Origin of the sequence: Roseomonas sp. CCTCC AB2023176, assembly GCF_042259275.1 — a bacterium.
Classification (GTDB): domain Bacteria; phylum Pseudomonadota; class Alphaproteobacteria; order Acetobacterales; family Acetobacteraceae; genus Roseomonas.
Genome location: NZ_CP170086.1, coordinates 62,600 through 83,616 on the forward strand (window position 1 = coordinate 62,600; position 21,017 = coordinate 83,616).

Sequence of the window (21,017 nt, forward strand, 5' to 3'; positions counted from 1 at the left end):
CCCCATGAACCGTCGCCTCTTCCTCGCCGTCCTCGCGTCGGCTCCCCTCCCCGCCCTCGCCCAGGGGCACGGCCACAGCCACGGCGCCGGTCCGAATGGCGGCAAGATCGGCGAGATCGGCAACGGCCACGTCGAACTCGTCGCCCGGGACGGGGAGTTGCGGCTCTACCTCCTCGACGCGCAGGACCGCCCCACGACCGCGCGCGGCGCCTCCGCCACGGCCGTCGTGCAGGCTGGTGGACGTAACCAGAACCTGCGCTTCGAGACGGGGCCGGGGGATGCCTACCTCGTCGCCCGCGGCGAGTTTCCGGCGCGCGGCGCACGGGTGGTCGCGAGCGTCACCCTTCCGGGCCAGCCGGCTCGGCAGGCGCGCTTCGCCTTCGACTGATCGGCGCGAGCCTGGTCGGGACGCCCCATGGCATTGCCTACTTGTTCGGCGCCAGGCCGGGTGTGGCGGCACGACGAAGACCGCGGAGCATCACACCGCGATCTGGACGCTTGTCTCCTTGCGCCAGACCCGGAAGGCCTTGGCGCGAGCGCGGCGGTGCTGAGCGGCCGTCATCAGATGCCGCCGTGGCCGGAAATGACCGAAGATCATCGCGTGTGCCGAGAGGAACCGCTGGGCCTGCTGCGGCGACTTGAACGTATGGCCCGCCCCGTCTGCAAGTGGTTTCGACGATCCGGTCCGAGCAGTCTGGGCCAACGTATCCGGCATCGGAGCATCGCTCCCCGCCATGATGGAGCTCCGCGCACCCCGGTCCTCATAAACGCCTCGGCATGGACTGCCATTGACAGAACCAGGTTTCCGGGACGCCGGTCGACCGTCAGGCCATCACGTATTCCACCTCCCACAGACCTCGGCGGTCGCGGCGCCGACGCGGCGCCCGCGACCGATCTCCTGTTCCTACGCCGCGGCCACGGCCGCGCGCGCGTCGTAGTCCCGCCCACCCTGCAGCACCGCCCAGACGATGCGGGCGAGCTTGGCAGCGAGCGCGACCACCGCCTTGTTCTTGTGCGTCCGCCCCAGCAGACCTCGCAGCCAGGCGCCGAGCGGCGTCTCGGTCGCGGCCACCTTCGGCAGCGCCGACCGCGCGCCGTGGATGAGCTGCTTGCGGAGGTAGCCGTTGCCCCGCTTGCTGATGCCCAGGAGCTTCGGCTTGCCGCCTGTCGTTGCCTGGCGCGGCACGAGGCCGAGCCACGCCGGCACGTCGCGCGCCCGCGCGAAGGCCGGAGCACCGTCGCCGAGTGCGGACGCGAGGGCGGTCGCGTTCAGGACGCCGATGCCAGGTACGGTCGCGAGCCGGCGCGCGGCCGGGTCGGTGGCAGCGCAGGCGCGGAACTCGGCGTCGAAGGCGGCGATGCGCCGGTCCAGCTCGCGCCACTCCGCGCGCATGTCCTCCAGCAGCAGGCGGACCCGGGGCGAGATGGAAGCGGGCAGGTCGGCATCATTGTCCAGCAGCGCGTCCACCGCGGGGGTGATCTTGTGTCTTCCCTGCGGGACGGTCATGCCCCGTTCCAGCAGCAGCGCCCGGACCTGGTTGATCAGCGCCGTGCGCTCACCGACGAGGCGCTCGCGCGCCCGGTGGAGCGACTGCATGTCGAGTTGCGCCTCGGTCTTGAGGGAAACGAAGCACATCGTCGGCCGCGTCGCGGCCTCGGCGATCGCCCCGGCGTCGCGGTCGTCGTTCTTCTGCGCCTTGACGTAGGGGCGCACGTACTCCGGCGGCATCAGGCGCACGTCGTGGCCGCGTGCGGCGAGCTGGCGGCCGACGTGGTGAGCTCCGCAGCAGGCCTCCATCGCGACCACGCACGTCGGCAGCTCGACGGCGAGGGCGATGACCGCCTCGCGCCGCATGCGGCGCCGGAGAACCACGCGTCCCGCGGCGTCGAGGGCCGCGACGCTGCAGCTGTTCTTCCCGAGGTCGATCCCGAGGACCGCGATCTCGCCACGAACAGCACGCGACATGGACAGCACTCCCCTTCCTCCGGTTGCCCGGGCAGCTTAGCGCTGCCGGGAAGAGGGGCGGGCCATCCCGTAAACGCAGGGACCCTGTTGGCGAAGTCGGCCATCACGCGGCGAGGGCGACGAACCGGGACACGCGCATCGGGGCGATCACGCCGGTGAACAAGCACGGCCAGAGCGAGAATTCCTTGCGCTCACGGGTTATTCCGGTAAGCCTCCAGCTACCGTGAGACGCGCAATCAGCCTCATTTGTACCATCCATGATTGTAGCCGACCCGCCGTAGCTCGCTCGGTGCGGGGGCGCTCCTCGCCTATTCCGGGTGGCGGGCCTCGATCCGCCGGGCTGCGCCTCTGGGTCCTGCTCCAACTCCTGACGGTGCTGGTCGCCCTCCCGGCAGCCGATGCCTTCAGCCAATCGGCGGGGCAGATCACGCCGCCAAGCTTTGCCCCGGTCGGGCCGACAGCGGCCGGCACCGGGCTGGACATCCGAGGCGAGGCCGGCGCGGAGATTCCATCGGGCGCGGAGACGCTCTCGGTGCGCGTCGGCCGGGTTGTGGTGACGGACGGCCTCGCGCCGATGGAGGCGGAGACGAGGACCCTGGCCGCGCCGCTGGAGGGGCGGAGCGTGCGGGTCGCCGACCTGTTCCGCCTGGCACGCGCGCTGGAGGAGGCCTATGCGCGGCGGGGCTACGTCCTCGCGCGCGTCGTGCTCCCCTCGCAGCGGCTCGCGGATGGTGGCGACGTGCGGCTGCTCGTCGTCGATGGGGCGATAGGGCGTGTGGACACGTCCTCGCTCCCGCCCCCGATCCGCGACCGCGTCGAAAGTCTCATCCTGCCGCTCGTCGGTCGCGGCGGCCTGACGCTGTCGGAAATCGAGCGCCGGCTGCTGCTGGCGGGCGATACGCCGGGCACGGCCCTGCGCTCCACGCTTTCGCCCGGCGATGCGCCGGGGACGACGACCCTCGTCGTCGAGGCACGGCATCAGCCCGTATCTGGCTTCGTCTCCTACGACAACACGCTCTCCTCCGCGCTCGGTCGCTCGGTGCTCGGCTTCGGACTCGACCTGAACTCCGTCCTCAGACTGGGCGAGCAGGTGTACCTGCGCGCCAGCGGCTATCCGGGCAGCGAAGCCTTCGATGCGGAGCCGCGGAACCGGACGCTCGCCGGCGGCATCATCGTCCCGATCGGCACGGACGGGCTGACCGCGAACCTCGAGGCGACGCAGAGCAAGGCGACGCCGCGCCCGGTCGCCGGGGCGGTCAACTTCACCTCGACCTTCGAGCGGCTCTCCCTCCGCCTGCGCTATCCGCTTCTGCGCGGCCGCACCGCGACTCTGAGCGTCGAAGGCGCCTTCGACATTCAATCCGAACTGCTGGAGAGCACGACGCCGTTCTCCGCGCGCCTCGCGCTGGATGAACTGCGGATCGCCCGCCTCGCGATGGAGGGATTCGCCGTCCTGCCGGGCGGCGGAATCCTGGCCGGGCGCGTGACGGGCTCGCAGGGGATTGCGGGCCTCGGCGCACGGTCGTGCAACGCGGACCTGCCGCTCTCGCGAATCGGCGCCCGCCCCGACCTGACGAAGCTCGAGGCGGCTCTGCGCTTCGACCAGCCGTTGCTGGAAAACCTCGCCGTGCAGATCTCCGCGCGCGCACAGATGTCGTTCGGGGCGGCGCTACCGCGCTCGGAGCAGATCGGGCTCGTCACGACGACGGGCCTCTCCGCCTTCGATGCGGGCGCCGTGCAGGGGGATTCGGGCTACGTCATCCGCGGCGAATTGCAGGCTCCGCTCTCGACCGACGCGGCGGGCGTCGCGTTGGGGATGGCGCCCTACATCTTCGGCGCGTTCGGCGCAATCAACTTGGAGCAGCCGAGCGCTGTGGAGCGCCGTTCCACGCGGGCCACCGCCTATGGGATCGGCCTTCGCCTGGCCGCAGCCCCGACGGCGAGCTTCTCGGGGGTCACCCTCTCCGTCGAATACGGCCGCGCCGACCGCTCCGACCTCCGCCGCACGGAGGATCGGGTCACCGTCGTCACCCTCCTGCGGTTCTGAGGTCCACCATGCCCCGCCTCCCGCTCCTCGCCGCCCTGCTCGCCACCACGGCGCTGACCGCCGTTGCCGGGGCGCAGACGCTGCCCACGGGCGGCAGCGTGGCGTCCGGTACCGCCGTGATCGCGACGCCGACCGCCGGGTGGATGACCATCCAGCAGGGCTCCGACCGGGCCATCGTGAACTGGGGGGGCTTCTCCGTGGGGTCGGGCGCGCGGGTGGACATCCAGCAGCCCTCCACGGGTTCGGCGATCCTCAATCGGGTGACGGGCAGCACCCCTTCGACCATCGCGGGTGCGGTGAACGCGAATGGCGGCGTGTACCTCGTCAACCCCAACGGCATCAGCATCACGCCGACGGGCCAGGTGAACGCGGCGGCTTTCGTGGCTTCCACCCTCGGCATCACGGATGACGACTTCCGCGCCGGGCGGGCCCGCTTCTCGGGCGGGGGCGCCTCGGCGGCGGTGACGAATGCCGGGCGCATCGCGACGGCGGCGGGCGGCTACGCCGCGCTGCTGGGCGGCCGCGTCGAGAACACGGGCACGATCTCCGTCCCGCAAGGCCGGGTGGGGCTGGGCGCCGGCGAGCGCGCGACGCTCGACCTGACCGGCGACGGCTTCCTCCAGGTCGAGATGCCCAGCGGCGGTGCCGGTCGCGGCCCGCTCATCCGCCAGGCCGGCACGATCAGCGTGCCGGGCGGCCGGGTGGAGATCGCAGCCGCCACGGCGCGGGAGGCTGCGCGGCGCGCGATCGACCTCTCCGGCGTCATCGAGGCGACCTCCGTCTCGGGCCGCGACGGCGCGATCATCCTGTCGGGCGGAGAGGGCGGGTCGGTTCGCGTGACCGGCCGGCTCGACGCCTCCTCCCCCGGCGGCCACGGCGGCTCCGTGACGGTGACGGGGCGCGACATCGCCCTCCGCGGCGCGACGATCGACGCCTCCGGCGCCGCGGGTGGGGGCACCGTGCGCGTGGGTGGCGGGCGCGAGGGGCGCGGACCGCTGCAACGCGCCGACCGCGTGCGGATGGACGCCGCCAGCACGATCCGCGCCGATGCGACGCGGCGCGGCAGTGGCGGCGACGTGGTGGTCTGGAGCGAACGCGCCACCGACTTCCGCGGAACGATCCAGGCGCGCGGCGGTCCGGCCGGCGGCGATGGCGGCGAGGCCGAAGTGTCCTCGCGCGGGACGCTGGGCTACCGCGGCACCACGGACCTGCGCGCCCCGCAGGGCCGCATGGGCACGCTGCTGCTCGACCCCTACGACATCACCATCTCCGCCGCGCCCGACACCAACGCCGGGGGCTTCGCCGCCAGCGGAGCGGGCAGCAACATCAACGCGACGACGCTGCTGACCGCGCTGGGCACGGCGAATGTCGCGGTCTCGACGGGCACGGGCGGGGCGGAGGCGGGGAACATCACCGTCAACAGCGCGCTCTCCTGGACGTCGGGCGCGACGCTGACGCTTTCGGCGGCCGGCGGCATCACCTTGAACGCCGGGATTTCAGCCGGTGCGGGGGGCCTGACGCTGAACGCGGGCGGGACCATCGCGGGCAATGCCGACGTGTCCGTCGCGCGCTTCACGTTGCAGGCGGGAAGCTGGGTGCAGAACGCGCCCGTTCTCCCGGCCTTCGCGACCGCCGATTTCCGCGTGGACGGCGGCAGCTTCCTGCGCGCGGCGGGTGGCACTGGCACCGCGGCCGATCCCTGGCGGCTGACCGACATCTACGGGCTGCAGGGCATCGGCACCTCGCCCGCGCTGCTTGCGGCCAGCTTCGTCCTGGCGAACAACGTGGACGCGCGCGGCACCGCCGCCTGGAACGGCGGTGGCGGCTTCCGGCCCAACGGCAACGACGTGGCGCCCTTCACCGGCACGCTGGACGGCGCGGGCCGCACGGTGACCGGGCTGACGATCCAGCGGCCGTCCGAGTTCTACATCGGCCTGTTCGGCGTGGTCGGGGCAGGCGACAGCACGGGGCGCATCGGCGGCGTCAACCTGGCGGATGCCCAGGTCAGCGGCCGCAGCTTCGTCGGCGCGCTGGCCGGCTGGAGCCGCGGCGCGGCGATCGCCGATTCGACGAGCAGCGGCAGCGTCACCGGCCAAGCCCTCTACACGGGTGGGCTCCTGGGTGCGGCGAATGACGGGCCAGTCAGCCGCGTCTCCTCCACCGCGACCGTCACGGGTGGCTCGACGGCGACGGGCGGCCTCATCGGCCAGGCGACCGGCGGCACGGTGGACGCCGCCTTCGCCGCGGGGCGCGTGACGGGCCAGGCCTCGACGGGCGGGCTGATCGGTCAGACATCCGAGGTGGCGGTGACGCGGTCCGCTGCGACCGGCGCGGTGACGGGCACGACGAACACCGGCGGGTTGGTCGGGTTCCATGGCGCCGGCAGCAGCATCGCGCAGGCCTACGCGCAGGGGGCGGCGACCGGCACCAGCGCGGTGGGCGGGCTGGTCGGCCGCGTCGCGACGACCGCGACGGTGACGGAAACCTACGCGACGGGCGCGGTGACCGCCCCCACCCGGTTCGGCGGCCTGGTCGGCTGGCAGCAGGGCAGCGTCAGCAACAGCTACTGGGACACGCAGACCAGCGGTCTCGTCAGCGGGGTGGGGGCAGGCTCCGCTGCCGGGATTACCGGCCTGACCACCGCACAGGCACGAAGCACAGGGAGCTACACGGGCTTCGACTTCACGAACACCTGGTTCCAGACGGCAGACCTGCGGCCGATCCTGCGGGCAGAGGCCGCGGCAGCGGGTGCGGATGGCTTCGTGCCAGTTCGCAACGTCAACCAGCTGCAGTTGATGGCGGCGGACCTGGGCGGTTCCTACCGCCTCGCCGCCGATATCGACGCCTCGGCGACGAGCGGGACGGCAGCGAGCGGCACCTTCGGCCCCGGCGGCTTCGCTCCGGTCGGCGCCGTCAGCAACGAGTTCCAGGGCACCCTCGACGGTGCGGGCCGGGTCGTCGCGGGCCTCACGATCAACCGCCCCACCTCCTCCGGCGCGGTGGGGCTGTTCGGCTACCTGGGACTGTCCGGTATCGTCAGGGATATCGGCCTCACGGGCGGCTCGGTGACAGGCGCGGATCGGGTCGGCAGCCTCGTCGGATCCAGCCTGGGGACCGTCCTGCGGTCCTTCGCGACGGGCACGGTGACCGGCGCGAACGGCGTGGGCGGCCTCGTCGGCTTCAATGACGGTACGCTACAGGGGTCCTTCGCCACGGGTGCGGTGAGCGGTGTGACGTCCATCGGTGGCTTGGTGGGGAACAACAGGGGGACGCTGTCCGACAGCTACGCAACGGGTTCCGCGAGCGGGGACGGGAGTGTCGGGGGCCTCGTCGGAACGAATGAAACGGCGTCCGCGACGATCCGATCGTCTTTCGCTTCGGGGAACGTCACGGGGACGGGGGACTGGACCGGCGGGTTCGTCGGCTTCAACGACAGGGCGATCGAGGACTCCTATGCGACAGGCACCGTCTCCGGCCTCTCGAGGGTGGGGGGGTTCGTCGGCTTCAACGCCGGTTCCGGATCAATCACCCGCTCCTACGCCTCAGGACAGGTGACGGGCAGTTCGTCCGTCGGTGGGTTCGCAGGACGGAATGACGCAAGCGTCACGGGCAGCTTCTGGGACCTGGACACCTCGGGTCAGTCAAGCGCGGCGGGAGCCAACGGGGGCACCCTCTCGGTCACCGGACTCACGACGGCGCAGGCACGGCAAGCCTCCTCCTACGCCGGCTTCGATTTCACCGGCACCTGGTTTCAGCAGAGGGATTTGCGTCCGATCCTGCGGTCCGAGGCGGCCGCCCCCGGCGCGGACGGCGTGGTGACGATCCGCAATCTCAACCAGCTGCAGCTCATGGCCACCGACCTCGCGGGCTCGTACCGGCTCGCCGCCGACATCGACGCCTCGGCGACGTCCGGCAGCAACGCGAGCGGCGTCTTCGGTCCGGGCGGCTTCGTGCCGGTGGGCACCGACGCCAGCCGCTTCACCGGCCGTCTCGATGGCGCAGGGTTCGCGATCAACGGCCTGCGCATCTCCCGCCCCCTGACGAACGAGGTCGGGCTCTTCGGCGTGATCGGCACGACCGGCGTGGCCGCGAACCTGCGACTGGTGGGTGGCTCGGTCCTCGGCAGCGACATCACGGGCGCCCTCGTCGGAACGAACCGTGGAAGCATCGCCGACATCGCCACTGACCTGCCGGTCACCGGTGGCGCGCAGACCGGCGGGCTGGCAGGCCGGAACTTCGGCACGATCACCCGATCCATCGCGGCCGGCGACGTCCGCGCGCTGAACCAGGGCGGCGGGCTGGTCGGCGGCAACGCGTCCGGCGGCAGCATCACCCAGTCCGCTGCCACTGGCTCGGTCGGGCCGCGCGGCATTTCCAACTCCGGCTTCGGCGGGCTCGTTGCGATCAATACGGGGACCATCGCCGACAGCTATGCGACGGGCAATGTCAGCGGCGATACGAATGTCGGCGGGCTCGTCGGCGCCCAGCTCTTCGGCGGCAGCGTGCGACGAAGCTACAGCACAGGCACGGTGCCGGGCAGCGGCAGCGCGATCGGCGGTTTGATCGGCTTCAACCTCGGCGGCACCGTCGCAAGTTCGGTCTGGAACCAGGAGACGAGCGGCCGCACGAACGGCGTGGGCTCGGGATCGAGCACCGGCACCACGGGCCTGACGACTGCCCAGATGCAGGACCTCGCATCCTTCCGTACCACCTACGCGGGCTTCGACTTCGCGACGGTCTGGGCTCCGCCGAACCAGGTGGGCCAGAACAACGGCGCGACGCAGGCCTATTACCCCACGCTCTACGCCCTCTCGCGCGTCGTGGCGGTCACGCCGGCGGGCAGCCGCGCCTATGGCGACGGGAACGCGGACATCGTTGCCACCTTTTCCGGCCTCCGCGCCGGCGATTACGTGACGACGCTCGGGACCTTCAGCACGGCTGCGACGGCGGCCTCAGGTGTCGGCGACTACGCCGCGACTGTGACGGGTACCGCGGCGAGCGACCCTCGCTACCGCTTTGTCGCGGTGCCGGGCACGCTGACGGTGACGCCTCGCGATGTGACGATCAGCGCGGACGCGCAATCCCGTGCCTTCGGCGACACTAATCCCACGCTGAGCTACACCTTCGGCGGCCGGGGGCTGGCCAACGGCGACGCCCTCGCCGGCGCCCTGACCACGCTCGCGGACCTCACCAGCCCGGTCGGGCCCTACGCCATCACGCAGGGCTCGTTGACCAGCGGGAACAACCCGAACTATGCGATCACCTATGCCGGCGCCGACCTGACCGTGACGCCGCGCGCGATCACCGTTACGGCCGACCCGCAGAGCCGCTCCTACGGGGACGCGAACCCGGCACTGACCTATGCCGTCGGTGGCCGGGGCCTGGTGAACGGTGACGCTCTGGCGGGCAGCCTCGCGACGGGAGCCGGACCGACGAGCGGGGTCGGCGCCTACGCCATCACCCAAGGCAGCCTCGACGCCGGATCGAATTACGCGATCACCTATGCCGGCGCCGACCTGACCATCACGCCGCGCGCGATCACCGTCACGGCTGATCCACAGAGCCGCTCCTACGGCGATGCGAACCCGGCACTGACCTATGCCGTCGGTGGCCGGGGCCTCGTCAACGGCGACGCCCTCACGGGCACGTTGGCGACGGAGGCGAGGGCAGGTAGCTCGGTCGGCAGCTACGCGATCCTGCAGGGCACGTTGGCTGACGCGAGCAATCCGAACTACGCCATCACCTACCTCGGCGCGGACCTGACCGTCACGCCGAGACCGATCCTCGTATCGGCCGATCCGCAGAGCCGCATATACGGCGATGCGAATCCAGCGCTGACCGTCACCCTCGGCGGGGCGGGGCTCGTGAACGGCGATCGCTTCTCCGGTACGGCGGCGACCGCCGCGGATGCGGGGACGCCGGTGGGGAGTTACGCGATCGGGCGCGGCACGCTCAGCGCCGGCGCCAACTACGCGATCACCTTCCAGGACGGCGTGCTGACGATCCTCCCGCGCCCGCTGACGATCACCGCCGACCCTGCATCACGGTCCGAGGGCATGCCAAACCCGCCGCTGACCTTCACGACGGGCGGGCGCGGGCTCGTCGGGGCCGATTTGATTTCCGGTGCGCTGGCCACCCCGGCGACGCCGGCCAGCGCGCCGGGTGCCTACCCCATCACCCTCGGCACGCTGACGGCGGGCGGCAACTACGTGCTGACCTTCGACGGGGCCGACCTCATCGTGGTGTCAGCGGTGGCGTCGCCTGCCGCCCCAGATTTCAACGCGACCAGGCTTGCCAGCACCGCCGAGCGTGCCGCCCTGGTCATTCGGCCCACGCTTGTCACGTTCGGAAGGCCGTCCCCCTCACCACCGAACGCGATCCTCTCGTTCGAGGATACGCGCTTCAGCGACGCTTGGCTCTGTACGTCCAGCGCCCCGGGCGCGCTCCCGCCCAGCCCTGCCTGCCGGCCAGCACCCTGAGGCGGCACTTGTAGGGCACGGTCCACCTCACGGCGGAGGGAGGCCATGTCACGTCCAATGGGTCCTGTCAGCGTTCGCGCCAAAGCGGGCACAGGGGAGGCGCGGTGGGTACGTCTGCCTTACGCAGTCTGCAGACTAGCGAGCGCGGCCGTAGCGCGACGAAAGGGTTGTGTTGCAAGGTTCGGCTTATGTCGAAGCGCGTCTTGCAGGGTCTCTGATCAGGCCGCGACCCCGAACAGCTCGGCGATGAAGGTGGCCTGCGCTCGCATGTTCCGTCCCCCAACCTGCTGAACTTGACCTTTCCGAACCATCGCCATCACCTCGTCGCCGGCCAGCGTCCGTTGCGCCGTCCGGAAGCCGCCGAAGCCCAGCCCTGGTCGGACCAGCCGTTTCACGCGCCGATGGTCTTGTTCCATGATGTTGTTCAAGAACTTGGCCTGCCGCAGACGCGCGAAGCGCCAGAGCTCGCTCTCGGCCTTCATCTCCCCTACCGCGCGTGGGTCGGCCGGGTTCCTGTCCACGGTGATGGTGCACGGGTTGAGCGTGTGCGGCTGGCCCAGGGCCTTGCGGAAGAACCACTTCGCCGCTTCCGCATCTCGCTTGGCCGAGAGCAGGAAGTCGATCGTCGCTCCGCGGCTGTCCACCGCGCGATACAGATACGTCCAGCGCCCCTTCACCCGGATGTAGGTTTCATTGACCCGCCATGAGCCGTTGCTCATCCGCAGGTGCGGCCGGATCCGCTTCTCAAGCTCCGGCGCATAGGCCCCGATCCAACGAAAGATCGTCGTGCGCGCGATCCCCACGCCTCGATCCCCAAGCGTTCGATCGAGATCGCGGTAGCTGACGGGGAACATGAGGTATCACCGGACCGCCCAGAGGATCACCTCGGCTGCGGACTGGCGGCCCTTGAAGGACCGACCCGCCGCAATCTCCTCCAGTGGCCGCCGTCTCGCCATACCGAACCATGGCCCCGGTCACTGCCGAGCGCAAAGGCTGCAACGGAACCCCCAGCCTCAGCATCCAGACCTGACCGATGCGTCCTGCAAGAAGCGCGCGATCTGCGTCTGCTCGCATAAGTCGCGGATCACGCGCCGGATCGTGCGAGTGTTGATTTGCGTTGAGATCTGACCCGGAGAGGGCCTGAGTTTTCGCCGAGAAATGACCCGTGTCTGACCACGTCCTCGACCGCACGGTCGGGGTGATCGGAGTGATTGACATGGAGTTGTTGAGTGTGATCCGGCGGTGGCGCCACCGGGATGGGATCTCGATCCGGGAGATCGAGCGTCGGACGGGTTTGTCGCGGAACACGATCCGCAAATACCCGCGCTCGGACGCGGTCGAGGTGAGGTTCAAGGTACCCGAGCGCCCGAGCCGTCTGGACCCGTTCGCCGGGGAACTGTCGCGATGGCTCGAGGGGGAGGCGAGCAAGGGTCGCAAGGGACGCCGGACCGCGCGACGGCTGCACGCCGACCTGGTCGCGCTGGGCTACGCTGGCTCCTACGCGCGGGTTGCGGCCTTCGTCCGGCGCTGGCGGGCGGATCGGGAGGTTGCGCAGCGCACGACGGGGCGGGGCGTGTTCGTGCCGCTCGCCTTCGGACCAGGCGAGGCGTTCCAGTTCGACTGGAGCGAGGACTGGGCGATGATCGGCGGCAAGCGGGTCAAGCTGCAGGCCGCGCACACCAAGCTGTCGTACAGCCGGGCCTTCGTGGTGCGAGCCTACAGGCTGCAGACCCACGAGATGCTGTTCGACGCCCTGGCCGAGGCGTTCCGGGTGCTGGGCGGCGTGCCGCGCCGCGGCATCTTCGACAACATGCGGACGGCGGTGGACCGCGTCGGCTCGGGCAAGGTCCGGCAGGTGAATGCGCGGTTCGGGGCCATGGCGAGCCACTACCTCTTCGAGCCGACGTTCTGCAGTCCGGCCTCGGGCTGGGAGAAGGGTCAGGTCGAGAAAAACGTCCAGGACGCCCGGCGGCAGATCTGGCAGGCCCTGCCGCCTTTCGGCGACCTGTCCGCCCTCAACACCTGGCTCGCGGCCCGCTGCATCGAGCGCTGGGGCGAGATCCCGCACGGAGAGTTGCCGGGCAGCGTCGCCGAGGTGCATGCCCGGGAGACGGCGAGCCTCATGCCGCTGGGACGGCCGTTCGACGGCTTCGTCGAGCACGCCAAGCGCGTGTCGCCGACCTGCCTCGTGCACTTCGAGGCCAACCGCTACAGCGTCCCGGCCTCCTTTGCCAATCGGCCGGTCAGCTTACGGGTCTACCCCGACCGCCTCGTCGTGGTGGCCGAGGGGCAGGCCGTATGCGAGCACGCCCGGATCGTCGAGCGCGCGCACGACGTGCCCCGCCGCACCGTCTACGACTGGCGGCACTACCTCGCGGTGATCCAGCGCAAGCCGGGGGCGCTCCGCAACGGCGCGCCCTTCGCCGAGATGCCGGAGGCGTTCCGCAACCTCCAGGCCCAGCTGCTGCGGCGACCCGGGGGCGAGCGGGAGATGGTGGACGTCCTCGCCCTCGTGCTGCAGCACGACGAGGCGGCGGTGCTGTGCGCCGTGGAACTGGCCCTTGAGGGCGGCATCGCAAGCAAGACCCATGTCCTCAACATCCTGCACCGCCTGACGGATGGACGCGGCACGACCGCGGCCATCGACGCGCCGCAGGCCCTGGTACTGCGCCAGGAGCCGAGGGCCGACATCGGACGCTACGACGCGCTGCGGACCCGCGAGGTATTCATCCGGCATGTGCCGCCTTCCCCGGTCCTCATGTCCGCTGTTCCTACGAGCATTCTTAAGAGTGTCGGTAAGAGCAGGCTGGGGGCGGGATGGAGATCATCAACGGCGTCGAGCGGCGGCGGCGCTGGCGGCCGGAGGAGAAGCTGCGGATCCTGGCCGAGCTCGACGAGCCCGGGGCGAAGTTCAACGACGTGGCGCGGCGGCATGACCTGAGCCGCGGCCTGTTGTGGCAATGGCGCGAGGCACGGCAACGCGGGCGGCTGGTCGAGGACGGACCGGTGTTCGTGCCGCTGCGCATCGTGCCGGAGCTGCCAGGGCCGGAGCGGGACGATGCGGGCGCGGTGACGGCGGTGTCGTCGCTGGGGTCGGAGAAGGTGCCGGACGGCAGCGGCCACCCCGTCGAGATCATCCTGCCGGACGGCACGGTGCTGCGGGTGGCCGAGGGGATCGCGCTGCCCGCGCTGCGGCGCTTGCTGTCGGCGCTGCGCGGGTGATCCCCGTCCCCTCCGGTGTCCGCGTCTGGCTCGCGGTCGGGCACACCGACATGCGTCGTGGGATGAACGGGCTCGCGCTGCAGGTGCAGGAGGCGCTCGGGCGCGACCCGCACGCGGGCGACTTGTACGTTTTTCGTGGGAAACGCGGCGACCTCGTCAAAATTCTCTGGCACGACGGGCTTGGAATGTCCCTCTACGCGAAGCGGCTGGAACACGGGCGGTTCCTGTGGCCGAGCGCGACGGACGGGGCTGTTTCCATCTCCACCTCGCAGCTCTCCTACATGCTCGACGGGATCGATTGGCGGAACCCGCGCTACACACACAGACCGCAGATCGCGGGATAGCACGGCGACGACGTTTTCGCTGGCGAGGCGCGCGAGGGTCTGATTCACTTCTCCTGTGATCTCCGCGTCAACGCCGCAGGATGATGTCGAAGCGCTCCGCGCGGCGCTCGCCGCGGAACGCGAGGCCCGTGTGGCGGCCGAGGCGCGCGCGACGGGTGCCGAGGCGATGATCGCGCACCTGAAGCTCGTCATCGCGAAGCTCCGGCACGACAAGTTCGGCGCGTCGTCCGAGCGGGGACGCAAGCTGCTCGATCAGCTGGAACTCGAGTTGGGAGAACTCGGCGCGACCGTGGCGGAGGACGCGGCGAAGGCGGAGACGACGAAGGGGGCGGGCATGCCTAGCCCGGATGCGCCGGTCCGGCAGAGGCCCGTTCGCGGCCCACTGCCCGCGCACCTGCCGCGGGAGCGGGTGGTGATCCCATCCCCCACCGCCTGTCCGTGCTGCGGGGGCAAGCTCTCCAAGCTCGGCGAAGACGTGACCGAGACGCTCGAGGTGATCCCTCGATCCTGGAAGGTGATCCAGACGGTGCGGGAGCGGCATTCCTGCCGAACCTGCGAGCGCGTCACCCAGCCGCCCGCGCCGTTCCACCCCATCGCGCGCGGCAGGGCGGGGCCAAACCTGCTGGCGATGATCCTCGAGGCGAAGTACGGCCAGCACCTGCCGCTCAACCGCCAGGCCGAGACCTACGCCCGGGAGGGGGTGGAGCTGAGCGTCTCCACTATCGCCGACTGGGTCGGCACGGCGGCGGCGGCCCTCTCGCCGCTCCACGCTCTCATCGTGGCCCATGTCCGCGCCGCCGCCCGCCTCCACGGCGATGACACGACCGTGCCGCTGCTCGCCCGCGGCAAGACGGTCACGGCCCGGTTCTGGACCTACGTCCGCGACGACCGGCCCTTTGCCGGACCAGACCCGCCGGCGGCCGTGTTCTACTTCTCGCGTGACCGGACGGCCGAACACCCGAAGGCGCACCTCACTGGGTATGCGGGCATTCTCCAAGCTGACGCCTACGCCGGGTTCGCCGACCTCTACGCCCCCAATCGCGAACCGGGGCCGATCACCGAGGCGGCCTGTTGGGCGCACTTCCGTCGCAAGGCGTTCGAACTCGCCGAGGTCGCCCGCGCCCCGCTCGCCGCCGAAGCCGTGCGGCGCATCGACCGGGTGTTCGACGCCGAGCGGGAGATCACCGGCAAGAAGACCTCGGAACGCCTGGCGCACCGTGAAGCGGTCGTCACCCCGATCGTCGCGGACCTCCACGCCTGGATGGAGGAGGCCCGGGCCAAGATGTCCCGTCACAACGATCTCGCGAAGGCGCTGGACTACGCGCTCAAGCGCTGGGTGGCATTCACCCGGTTCCTGGACGACGGGCGGATCTGCCTTACGAACAACGCCGCCGAACGCGCGCTCCGCGGCATCGCCCTCGGTAGACGGTCGTGGCTGTTCGCGGGCAGCCCCCGCGGCGGTGAGCGGGCCGCGATGATCTACACCCTCCTCGTCACGGCGAAGCTGAACGACGTGGACCCGCGCGCCTGGCTCGCCGACGTGCTGTCCCGCATCGCCGACCACCCCGCCTCCCGCCTCGACGAGCTCCTGCCCTGGAACTGGAAGCGGGGCGCTGAGAGACTGGCTGCCTGAGCGGGAGGATAGCGATGTCCGCGGCCGACAGCCTCAACGAGATCTGCACCCTGCGGATCGAGCTCTGCCACAGCGACCCTCTCATTTGGCGTCAGGTCGAGGTGCCGACCTCGATCACGCTGAAGGTCCTGCATGAGGTCGTCCAGGCCGCCATGGGCTGGTTCGACCAGCACCTCTGGGAGTTCCGCATCGGCCAGCAGCGGTTCGGCCTGCCGATGGACGAGGACTGGGGCACGGAGCCGCGCATCGAGGCGGCGAAGGTCCGTCTGCGCGAGGTGCTGACGCCGCGACGGACGGTCATCACCTATCTCTATGATTTCGGCGATGACTGGGAACACAGGCTGATCCTGACGAACATCCGTCAGGGTGAGCCGGGCATCGGCTATCCGCACTACGTCGCCGGTGAAGGGAACGCCCCGCCCGAGGATTGTGGCGGCATCCCCGGGTTCTACGACAAGCTCGCGATCGCCGCCGATCCAGCCCATCCCGACCACGCCGAAATCGTCGAGTGGCTCGACGATTATGACCCGAGGACCATCGACGAACTTCAGACCAAGATCGCCCTCGGCCGCATCGCCAAGCGCCGTAACTCTGCCAAGGCGCGGATCAGTAAGCGGAGCACCTGAAAATCACCGCACCGTCAATCTCCGCCGACGGCGGCCCTCGCCGGATGGATACCCCGCGAGGTGCGCCATGCGTCATGATCCGGCGAGCGCCGCCCTCGTGGTGATGCTGCGCGGGCTCAAGATGTTTGGCATGGCTCAGGCCGTGGGCGAGCTGGCGGAACAGGGGGCCCCTGCGTTCGAGGCGGCCGTCCCCACCCTGTCCCAGCTGCTCAAGGCCGAGATGGCCGAGCGCGAGGTGCGCTCCGTCGCCTACCACACCAAGGCGGCCCGGTTCCCAGCCTACAAGGACCTCGCCACCTTCGACTTCTCGGCGAGCGAGGTGAACGAGGCCACCGTCCGCCAGTTGCACCGGGGGGACTTCACCGAGCGGGCCGACAACGTCGTGCTCATCGGCGGGCCCGGCACCGGTAAGACCCACCTCGCCACGGCGCTCGGCGTCCAGGCCATCGAGCACGGCCGCAAGAAGGTGCGGTTCTACTCCACGGTCGACCTGGTGAATGCGCTGGAGGGGGAGAAGGCCGCCAACAAGGCCGGGCACCTCGCCGCCCACCTGCTCCGCCTCGACCTCGTCATCCTCGACGAGCTCGGCTACCTGCCGTTCAGCGCATCAGGGGGCGCCTTGCTGTTCCACCTGCTCAGCAAGCTCAACGAGCGCACCAGCGTGGTGATCACCACGAACCTGAGCTTCAGCGAGTGGGGTGGCGTGTTCGGCGACGCCAAGATGACCACCGCACTCCTCGACCGGCTCACCCACCACTGCCACATCCTGGAGACCGGCAACGACAGCTTCCGGTTCAGGAGTAGCTCGGCCGAACCCAGAAAGGGGAGGACCAAAACACCCGCTTGACCCGCGACGCAGGCCTGCGGGACATATCCACCCACGGGTCAGTTCTCGATGAAAACCCCGGGTCAGTTCTCAGCGAAACTCAACAGCCCGACCGTCAGGTCCACGGGCCGCGGGATGAGTGCCTGCTCCCGGATATCATGGCGTTGCAGGAAACCGATGACTGCCTCTACGGGACGACCAGCATGGGCAGCGATCGCTTCTGCCCAGGTGCCCTCGCGAGAGTCCGGCTTCTTTCGGGCCATGGGATCAGGCTACGCTGGACAGCTGGGCGAGCCGCTCGAGAACGCGGGGCAGGATGGACTTGATCGGCTGGTGCGGGCTGGTCTTGAAGTATTCTAGGTGCTTGTACTGACGCTCCTTCAAGGCGCTGCCTCCCTCGCTCCCCGCCACCGCGGCGACCACCTTCATCCTCTCGCCGTACCAGCGGTAGGCGACGTTCTCCTCGAGCGATTCGGCCAGTTCGAAGGACCCGGGCAGAAGCAGGAAGTCGTTTCCCGCGCTTCGTGTCCCCGCGGGTTTCGTGATGGTCCTGACGAGACCGACCGAGGCGAGGATCGCCAGCTCGTCGTCCACCGGCTCGTAGGCTCCGAAGCGCCACTTCAGCATGGCGTCCCGGCGCAGGATCGGCTCCTCGTCTTGCACCATTCGGCGGACAAAAAGCAGCGGCGCAGGCTTCTTCGTCCGCTCGTGAATGTCTAGGAATTCCCATGCTAGGTAGTCCGGGTTCCGGAGCCAAAACATCAGGGCGTTGAGCCGGGTCTCGCCGCGGAAGATCGACACGGCACCTTCGGGTGCCGGCCTCTCGCCTCCTGCCACGAGCACGGCGAAGAGGCGCATAGCCCTCTGGGCGGTGGTCATCTCGGACGGCAGGAGGGGTTCGGCTCGGTTGTTGCTGGAATCCTATCTGCCTCACCGACCGCTGACCAGAAGATCAACTAAGTGCCCCGATCGCCCCGGTCCGATCCGTTCGCCAAGATGCCGGGCTCGGGGAGATCGGCAATTGCCCAGCGCGCGAAAGTCGTATCCGTCCGGTGTGGGCCGCCTTCCCTGGTGCGGGTGTCCGCTGTTCCTACGAGCATTCTTAAGAGTGCTGGTAAGGGCAGGCGGGGGTCGGGATGGAGATCATCAACGGCGTCGAGCGGCGGCGGCGGTGGCGGCCTGAGGAGAAGCTGCGGATCCTGGCCGAGCTTGACGAGCCCGGGGCGACGTTCAACGACGTTGCGCGGCGGCACGACCTGAGCCGCGGCCTGCTCTGGCAGTGGCGCGCGGCACGGCAGCGCGGGCGGCTGGTCGAGGAGGCGCCGGTGTTCATGCCGCTGCGCGTCGTGCCGGAGCTGCCGCCGCCCGAGGTGCACGAGGCGGCGTCGGCCGAGGCACCACCCGACGAGCGGGTCGAGATCATCCTCCCCGACGGCACGGTGCTGCGAGTGGCCGAGGGCATCGGGCTGCCTGCGCTGCGGCGCCTGCTGTCGGCGTTGCGCGGGTGATCCCGGTTCCCTCCGGCGTACGCGTCTGGCTCGCGGTCGGGCATACGGACATGCGGCGCGGCATGAACGGCCTCGCGCTGCAGGTGCAGGAGGCGCTGGGGCGCGATCCGCACGCCGGCGACCTCTACGTGTTCAGGGGGAAGCGCGGCGATCTGCTGAAGATCTTGTGGCACGACGGGATCGGCATGTCGCTCTACGCGAAGAGGTTGGAGCACGGCCGGTTCCTCTGGCCGACGGCAACAGACGGCGCGGTAGCCATCTCAGCCTCGCAGCTGTCCTACATGCTCGACGGGATCGATTGGCGGAACCCGCGCTACACGCACCGGCCGCAGGTCGCGGGGTAGATCAGCCACGAAGTTTTCGCTGGTGACGCGCGGACGGGTCTGATTCACTCCGCTCGTGATCCCCGCATCGTCGTCGCAGGATGATGTCGAAGCGCTCTGCGCGGCGCTGGCCGCGGAGCGCGAGGCCCCGCATCGCGGCCGAGGCGCGGGCGACCGGCGCAGAGGCGATGATCGCGCACCTGAAGCTCGTCATCGCCAAGCTGCGGCGCGACAAGTTCGGCGCCTCCTCCGAGCGGGGCAGGAAGCTTCTCGACCAGCTCGAACTGGAGTTGGGCGAGCTCGTCGCGACGAGGGCTGAGGACGCGGCGAAGGCCGACCTCGGGAGGGGAGCGGGATCGCCCCGTCCTGAAGGACCGCCCCGCCGCAAGCCCGTCCGTGGTCCCCTGCCGGACCACCTGCCGCGCGAGCGGGTGGTGATCCCATCGCCCTCCGCCTGCCCCTGCTGCGGCGGCAAGCTCTCGAAGCTCGGCGAGGATGTCACAGAGACCTTGGAGGTGGTGCCCCGGTCCTGGAAGGTCATCCAGACGGTCCGGGAGAGGCACTCCTGCCGCTCCTGCGAGACGGTCACCCAGCCCCCGGCGCCGTTCCACCCGATCGCGCGTGGGCGGGCGGGGCCGAACCTGCTGGCGATGATCCTGGAAGCCAAGTACGGCCAGCACCTGCCCCTGAACCGCCAGGCCGAGACCTACGCCCGCGAGGGGGTGGAACTGAGCGTGTCCACCGTCGCCGACTGGGTCGGCACCTCGGCCGCGGCGCTGGCGCCGCTCCACGCGCTGATCGTCGCCCATGTCCGGGCCGCCGCCCGGCTGCACGGGGACGACACCACCGTCCCGCTGCTCGCCCGCGGCAAGACCGTCACGGCCCGGGCCTGGACCTACGTCCGCGATGACCGCCCGTTCGGCGGCCCCGACCCGCCGGCAGCGGTGTTCTACTTCTCGCGCGACCGGACAGCGGAGCACCCGAAGGCGCACCTCGCCGGGTATGAGGGCATCCTGCAGGCTTATGCCTATGCCGGGTTCGCGGACCTCTACGCGCCGGACCGCAAGCCAGGGCCCATCACCGAGGCCGCCTGTTGGGCCCACTTCCGTCGCAAGGCGTTCGAGCTTGCCGAAGTCGCCCGCTCCCCCTCGCGGCCGAGGCGGTGCGGCGCACCGACCGGGTGTTCGACGCCGAGCGCGAGGTCACCGGCCGCCCTGCAGCCGAGCGCCTGGCGCACCGCGAGGCGGTCGTCGCCCCGCTCGTCGCTGACCTCCACGCCTGGATGCTCGACACGCGGGCCAAGATGTCCCGCCACAACGAGCTCGCCAAGGCGCTGGACTACGCGCTCAAGCGCTGGGTCGCCTTCACCCGGTTCCTCGCCGATGGGAGGGTCTGCTTGACGAACAACGCCGCGGAAAGAGCGCTGCGCGGCATCGCCCTCAACAGGCGCTCGTGGCTCTTTGCCGGAAGTGATCGCGGCGGCGAGCGGGCCGCGATGATCTACACCCTCATCGTCACGGCGAAGCTGAACGAGGTCGACCCGCGCGCCTGGCTCGCCGACGTGCTGGCCCGCATCGCCGACCACCCGGCCTCGCGCCTCGACGAGCTCCTGCCGTGGAACTGGAAGCCCTCGTCCGCCCCAGCCGTCCCGCAGGCCGCCTGACGATGGCCGCCATCAGCTCCGTCTATACCATCGCCCGCGTCGCCCAGATGCTCAGCGTCGACGAAGAGCGGCTGCACGATCTCTCCCTCGGCCTCGAGCCGGAGGATGGCTGCCTCTGGGTCTACGACACCGATGACCGCCAGACGCTTGCGTTCACCCGCGACGGCATCAAGCGGCCCGAGAAGCTCATCGCCGACGAGAAACCCTGATCTCGTCAACCCACCACGCCCGCGGCCCACACCGGATGGGTACCGAAAGTCTCGGCGCGACCACCAAGGAGCAGCTCATCATCGACCGGGTCATGGAGAAGATCGACACGGCGAACCTCCCGAACGAGCGGGCGGCGATGACGGAAATCGTCAGTGGCCTCGTCGCGCACG

At 70.3% G+C, this 21,017-nt stretch carries 16 protein-coding genes and 3 pseudogenes; 13 read left to right on the forward strand and 6 right to left on the reverse strand.

Annotated elements, in window-relative coordinates; genetic code table 11:
* Positions 1-4 precede the first annotated feature (4 nt).
* On the forward strand, positions 5-388 hold the full coding sequence (locus tag ACE7GA_RS00310) for a hypothetical protein (protein WP_376094027.1): 384 nt from the start codon (positions 5-7) through the stop codon (positions 386-388).
* Positions 389-478: 90 nt separating this feature from the next.
* Here ACE7GA_RS00310 and ACE7GA_RS00315 read toward each other — a convergent pair whose 3' ends face one another.
* Together ACE7GA_RS00315 and ACE7GA_RS00320 are read right to left on the reverse strand one after the other, a co-directional pair.
* Positions 479-715, reverse strand: a complete 237-nt coding sequence (locus tag ACE7GA_RS00315; RefSeq protein ID WP_376094030.1) for a hypothetical protein — start codon at positions 713-715, stop codon at positions 479-481.
* Between the two features lie 189 nt (positions 716-904).
* A complete protein-coding gene (locus tag ACE7GA_RS00320) occupies positions 905-1,966 on the reverse strand; it encodes an IS110 family transposase (protein WP_376100538.1) in 1,062 nt (353 codons plus the stop codon).
* 373 nt (positions 1,967-2,339) lie between these two features.
* On the opposite strand from ACE7GA_RS00320, the gene ACE7GA_RS00325 reads away from it, so the two are divergent.
* Together ACE7GA_RS00325 and ACE7GA_RS00330 are read left to right on the forward strand one after the other, a co-directional pair.
* Positions 2,340-4,013: a ShlB/FhaC/HecB family hemolysin secretion/activation protein gene (locus ACE7GA_RS00325; protein ID WP_376094033.1), complete on the forward strand. Its 1,674-nt coding sequence runs from the start codon at positions 2,340-2,342 to the stop codon at positions 4,011-4,013.
* 8 nt (positions 4,014-4,021) lie between these two features.
* On the forward strand, positions 4,022-10,492 hold the full coding sequence (locus ACE7GA_RS00330; RefSeq protein ID WP_376094036.1) for an MBG domain-containing protein: 6,471 nt from the start codon (positions 4,022-4,024) through the stop codon (positions 10,490-10,492).
* Between the two features lie 218 nt (positions 10,493-10,710).
* Here ACE7GA_RS00330 and ACE7GA_RS00335 read toward each other — a convergent pair.
* Positions 10,711-11,448 (reverse strand): annotated as a pseudogene (locus ACE7GA_RS00335) (IS6 family transposase).
* Positions 11,449-11,708: 260 nt separating this feature from the next.
* Between ACE7GA_RS00335 and istA the strand changes: the two are divergent.
* The 6 genes and pseudogenes from istA to istB form a co-directional block, all read left to right on the forward strand.
* Positions 11,709-13,205 (forward strand): annotated as a pseudogene (gene istA / locus ACE7GA_RS00340) (IS21 family transposase); the annotation flags it as partial.
* 104 nt (positions 13,206-13,309) lie between these two features.
* Positions 13,310-13,714 (forward strand): transposase, encoded by a 405-nt coding sequence (locus ACE7GA_RS00345; protein WP_376094039.1) that lies wholly within the window; start codon positions 13,310-13,312, stop codon positions 13,712-13,714.
* The gene (gene tnpB, locus ACE7GA_RS00350) at positions 13,711-14,058 is read left to right on the forward strand and encodes an IS66 family insertion sequence element accessory protein TnpB (RefSeq protein ID WP_376094042.1); all 348 of its coding nucleotides are present in this window, start codon (positions 13,711-13,713) and stop codon (positions 14,056-14,058) included. The genes ACE7GA_RS00345 and tnpB (ACE7GA_RS00350) overlap by 4 nt, the downstream gene beginning before the upstream one ends.
* A gap of 58 nt (positions 14,059-14,116) precedes the next feature.
* Positions 14,117-15,691, forward strand: coding sequence for an IS66 family transposase (locus ACE7GA_RS00355; protein ID WP_376100540.1), 1,575 nt, complete (start codon positions 14,117-14,119; stop codon positions 15,689-15,691).
* Positions 15,692-15,705: 14 nt separating this feature from the next.
* On the forward strand, positions 15,706-16,317 hold the full coding sequence (locus ACE7GA_RS00360; protein ID WP_376094045.1) for a plasmid pRiA4b ORF-3 family protein: 612 nt from the start codon (positions 15,706-15,708) through the stop codon (positions 16,315-16,317).
* Between the two features lie 67 nt (positions 16,318-16,384).
* Positions 16,385-17,164, forward strand: a complete 780-nt coding sequence (istB, locus tag ACE7GA_RS00365) for an IS21-like element helper ATPase IstB (protein WP_376094048.1) — start codon at positions 16,385-16,387, stop codon at positions 17,162-17,164.
* 62 nt (positions 17,165-17,226) lie between these two features.
* Here istB and ACE7GA_RS00370 read toward each other — a convergent pair whose 3' ends face one another.
* Together ACE7GA_RS00370 and ACE7GA_RS00375 are read right to left on the reverse strand one after the other, a co-directional pair.
* A complete protein-coding gene (locus ACE7GA_RS00370; protein WP_376094051.1) occupies positions 17,227-17,406 on the reverse strand; it encodes a hypothetical protein in 180 nt (59 codons plus the stop codon).
* Between the two features lie 4 nt (positions 17,407-17,410).
* A complete protein-coding gene (locus tag ACE7GA_RS00375) occupies positions 17,411-18,022 on the reverse strand; it encodes a hypothetical protein (protein ID WP_376094054.1) in 612 nt (203 codons plus the stop codon).
* A 257-nt stretch (positions 18,023-18,279) separates the two neighbouring features.
* Between ACE7GA_RS00375 and ACE7GA_RS00380 the strand changes: the two genes are divergently transcribed.
* From ACE7GA_RS00380 to ACE7GA_RS00395, 4 genes and pseudogenes are all read left to right on the forward strand, one after another.
* Positions 18,280-18,651, forward strand: a complete 372-nt coding sequence (locus tag ACE7GA_RS00380) for a transposase (RefSeq protein ID WP_376094057.1) — start codon at positions 18,280-18,282, stop codon at positions 18,649-18,651.
* Entirely contained in the window at positions 18,648-18,995 is a 348-nt protein-coding gene (tnpB, locus tag ACE7GA_RS00385) for an IS66 family insertion sequence element accessory protein TnpB (protein ID WP_376094060.1), read from the forward strand. The genes ACE7GA_RS00380 and tnpB (ACE7GA_RS00385) overlap by 4 nt, the downstream gene beginning before the upstream one ends.
* Positions 18,996-19,101: 106 nt before the next feature.
* Positions 19,102-20,637: pseudogene (locus ACE7GA_RS00390) on the forward strand (IS66 family transposase).
* Between the two features lie 2 nt (positions 20,638-20,639).
* Positions 20,640-20,846, forward strand: a complete 207-nt coding sequence (locus tag ACE7GA_RS00395; protein ID WP_376094063.1) for a hypothetical protein — start codon at positions 20,640-20,642, stop codon at positions 20,844-20,846.
* A 5-nt stretch (positions 20,847-20,851) separates the two neighbouring features.
* On the opposite strand, the gene ACE7GA_RS00400 is transcribed toward ACE7GA_RS00395, so the two are convergent.
* Entirely contained in the window at positions 20,852-21,016 is a 165-nt protein-coding gene (locus ACE7GA_RS00400; RefSeq protein WP_376094066.1) for a hypothetical protein, read from the reverse strand.
* Position 21,017: the final 1 nt, after the last annotated feature.

Coding starts and splice junctions, on each gene's coding strand:
- ACE7GA_RS00370 (WP_376094051.1), bottom strand. CDS start 17,406: ATGGCCCGAAAGAAGCCGGACTCTCGCGAGGGCACCTGGGCAGAAGCG.
- istB (WP_376094048.1), top strand. CDS start 16,385: ATGCGTCATGATCCGGCGAGCGCCGCCCTCGTGGTGATGCTGCGCGGG.
- ACE7GA_RS00345 (WP_376094039.1), top strand. CDS start 13,310: ATGGAGATCATCAACGGCGTCGAGCGGCGGCGGCGCTGGCGGCCGGAG.
- ACE7GA_RS00360 (WP_376094045.1), top strand. CDS start 15,706: ATGTCCGCGGCCGACAGCCTCAACGAGATCTGCACCCTGCGGATCGAG.
- ACE7GA_RS00310 (WP_376094027.1), top strand. CDS start 5: ATGAACCGTCGCCTCTTCCTCGCCGTCCTCGCGTCGGCTCCCCTCCCC.
- ACE7GA_RS00320 (WP_376100538.1), bottom strand. CDS start 1,966: ATGTCGCGTGCTGTTCGTGGCGAGATCGCGGTCCTCGGGATCGACCTC.
- ACE7GA_RS00315 (WP_376094030.1), bottom strand. CDS start 715: ATGCCGGATACGTTGGCCCAGACTGCTCGGACCGGATCGTCGAAACCA.
- ACE7GA_RS00330 (WP_376094036.1), top strand. CDS start 4,022: ATGCCCCGCCTCCCGCTCCTCGCCGCCCTGCTCGCCACCACGGCGCTG.
- ACE7GA_RS00395 (WP_376094063.1), top strand. CDS start 20,640: ATGGCCGCCATCAGCTCCGTCTATACCATCGCCCGCGTCGCCCAGATG.
- ACE7GA_RS00380 (WP_376094057.1), top strand. CDS start 18,280: ATGGAGATCATCAACGGCGTCGAGCGGCGGCGGCGGTGGCGGCCTGAG.
- ACE7GA_RS00375 (WP_376094054.1), bottom strand. CDS start 18,022: ATGACCACCGCCCAGAGGGCTATGCGCCTCTTCGCCGTGCTCGTGGCA.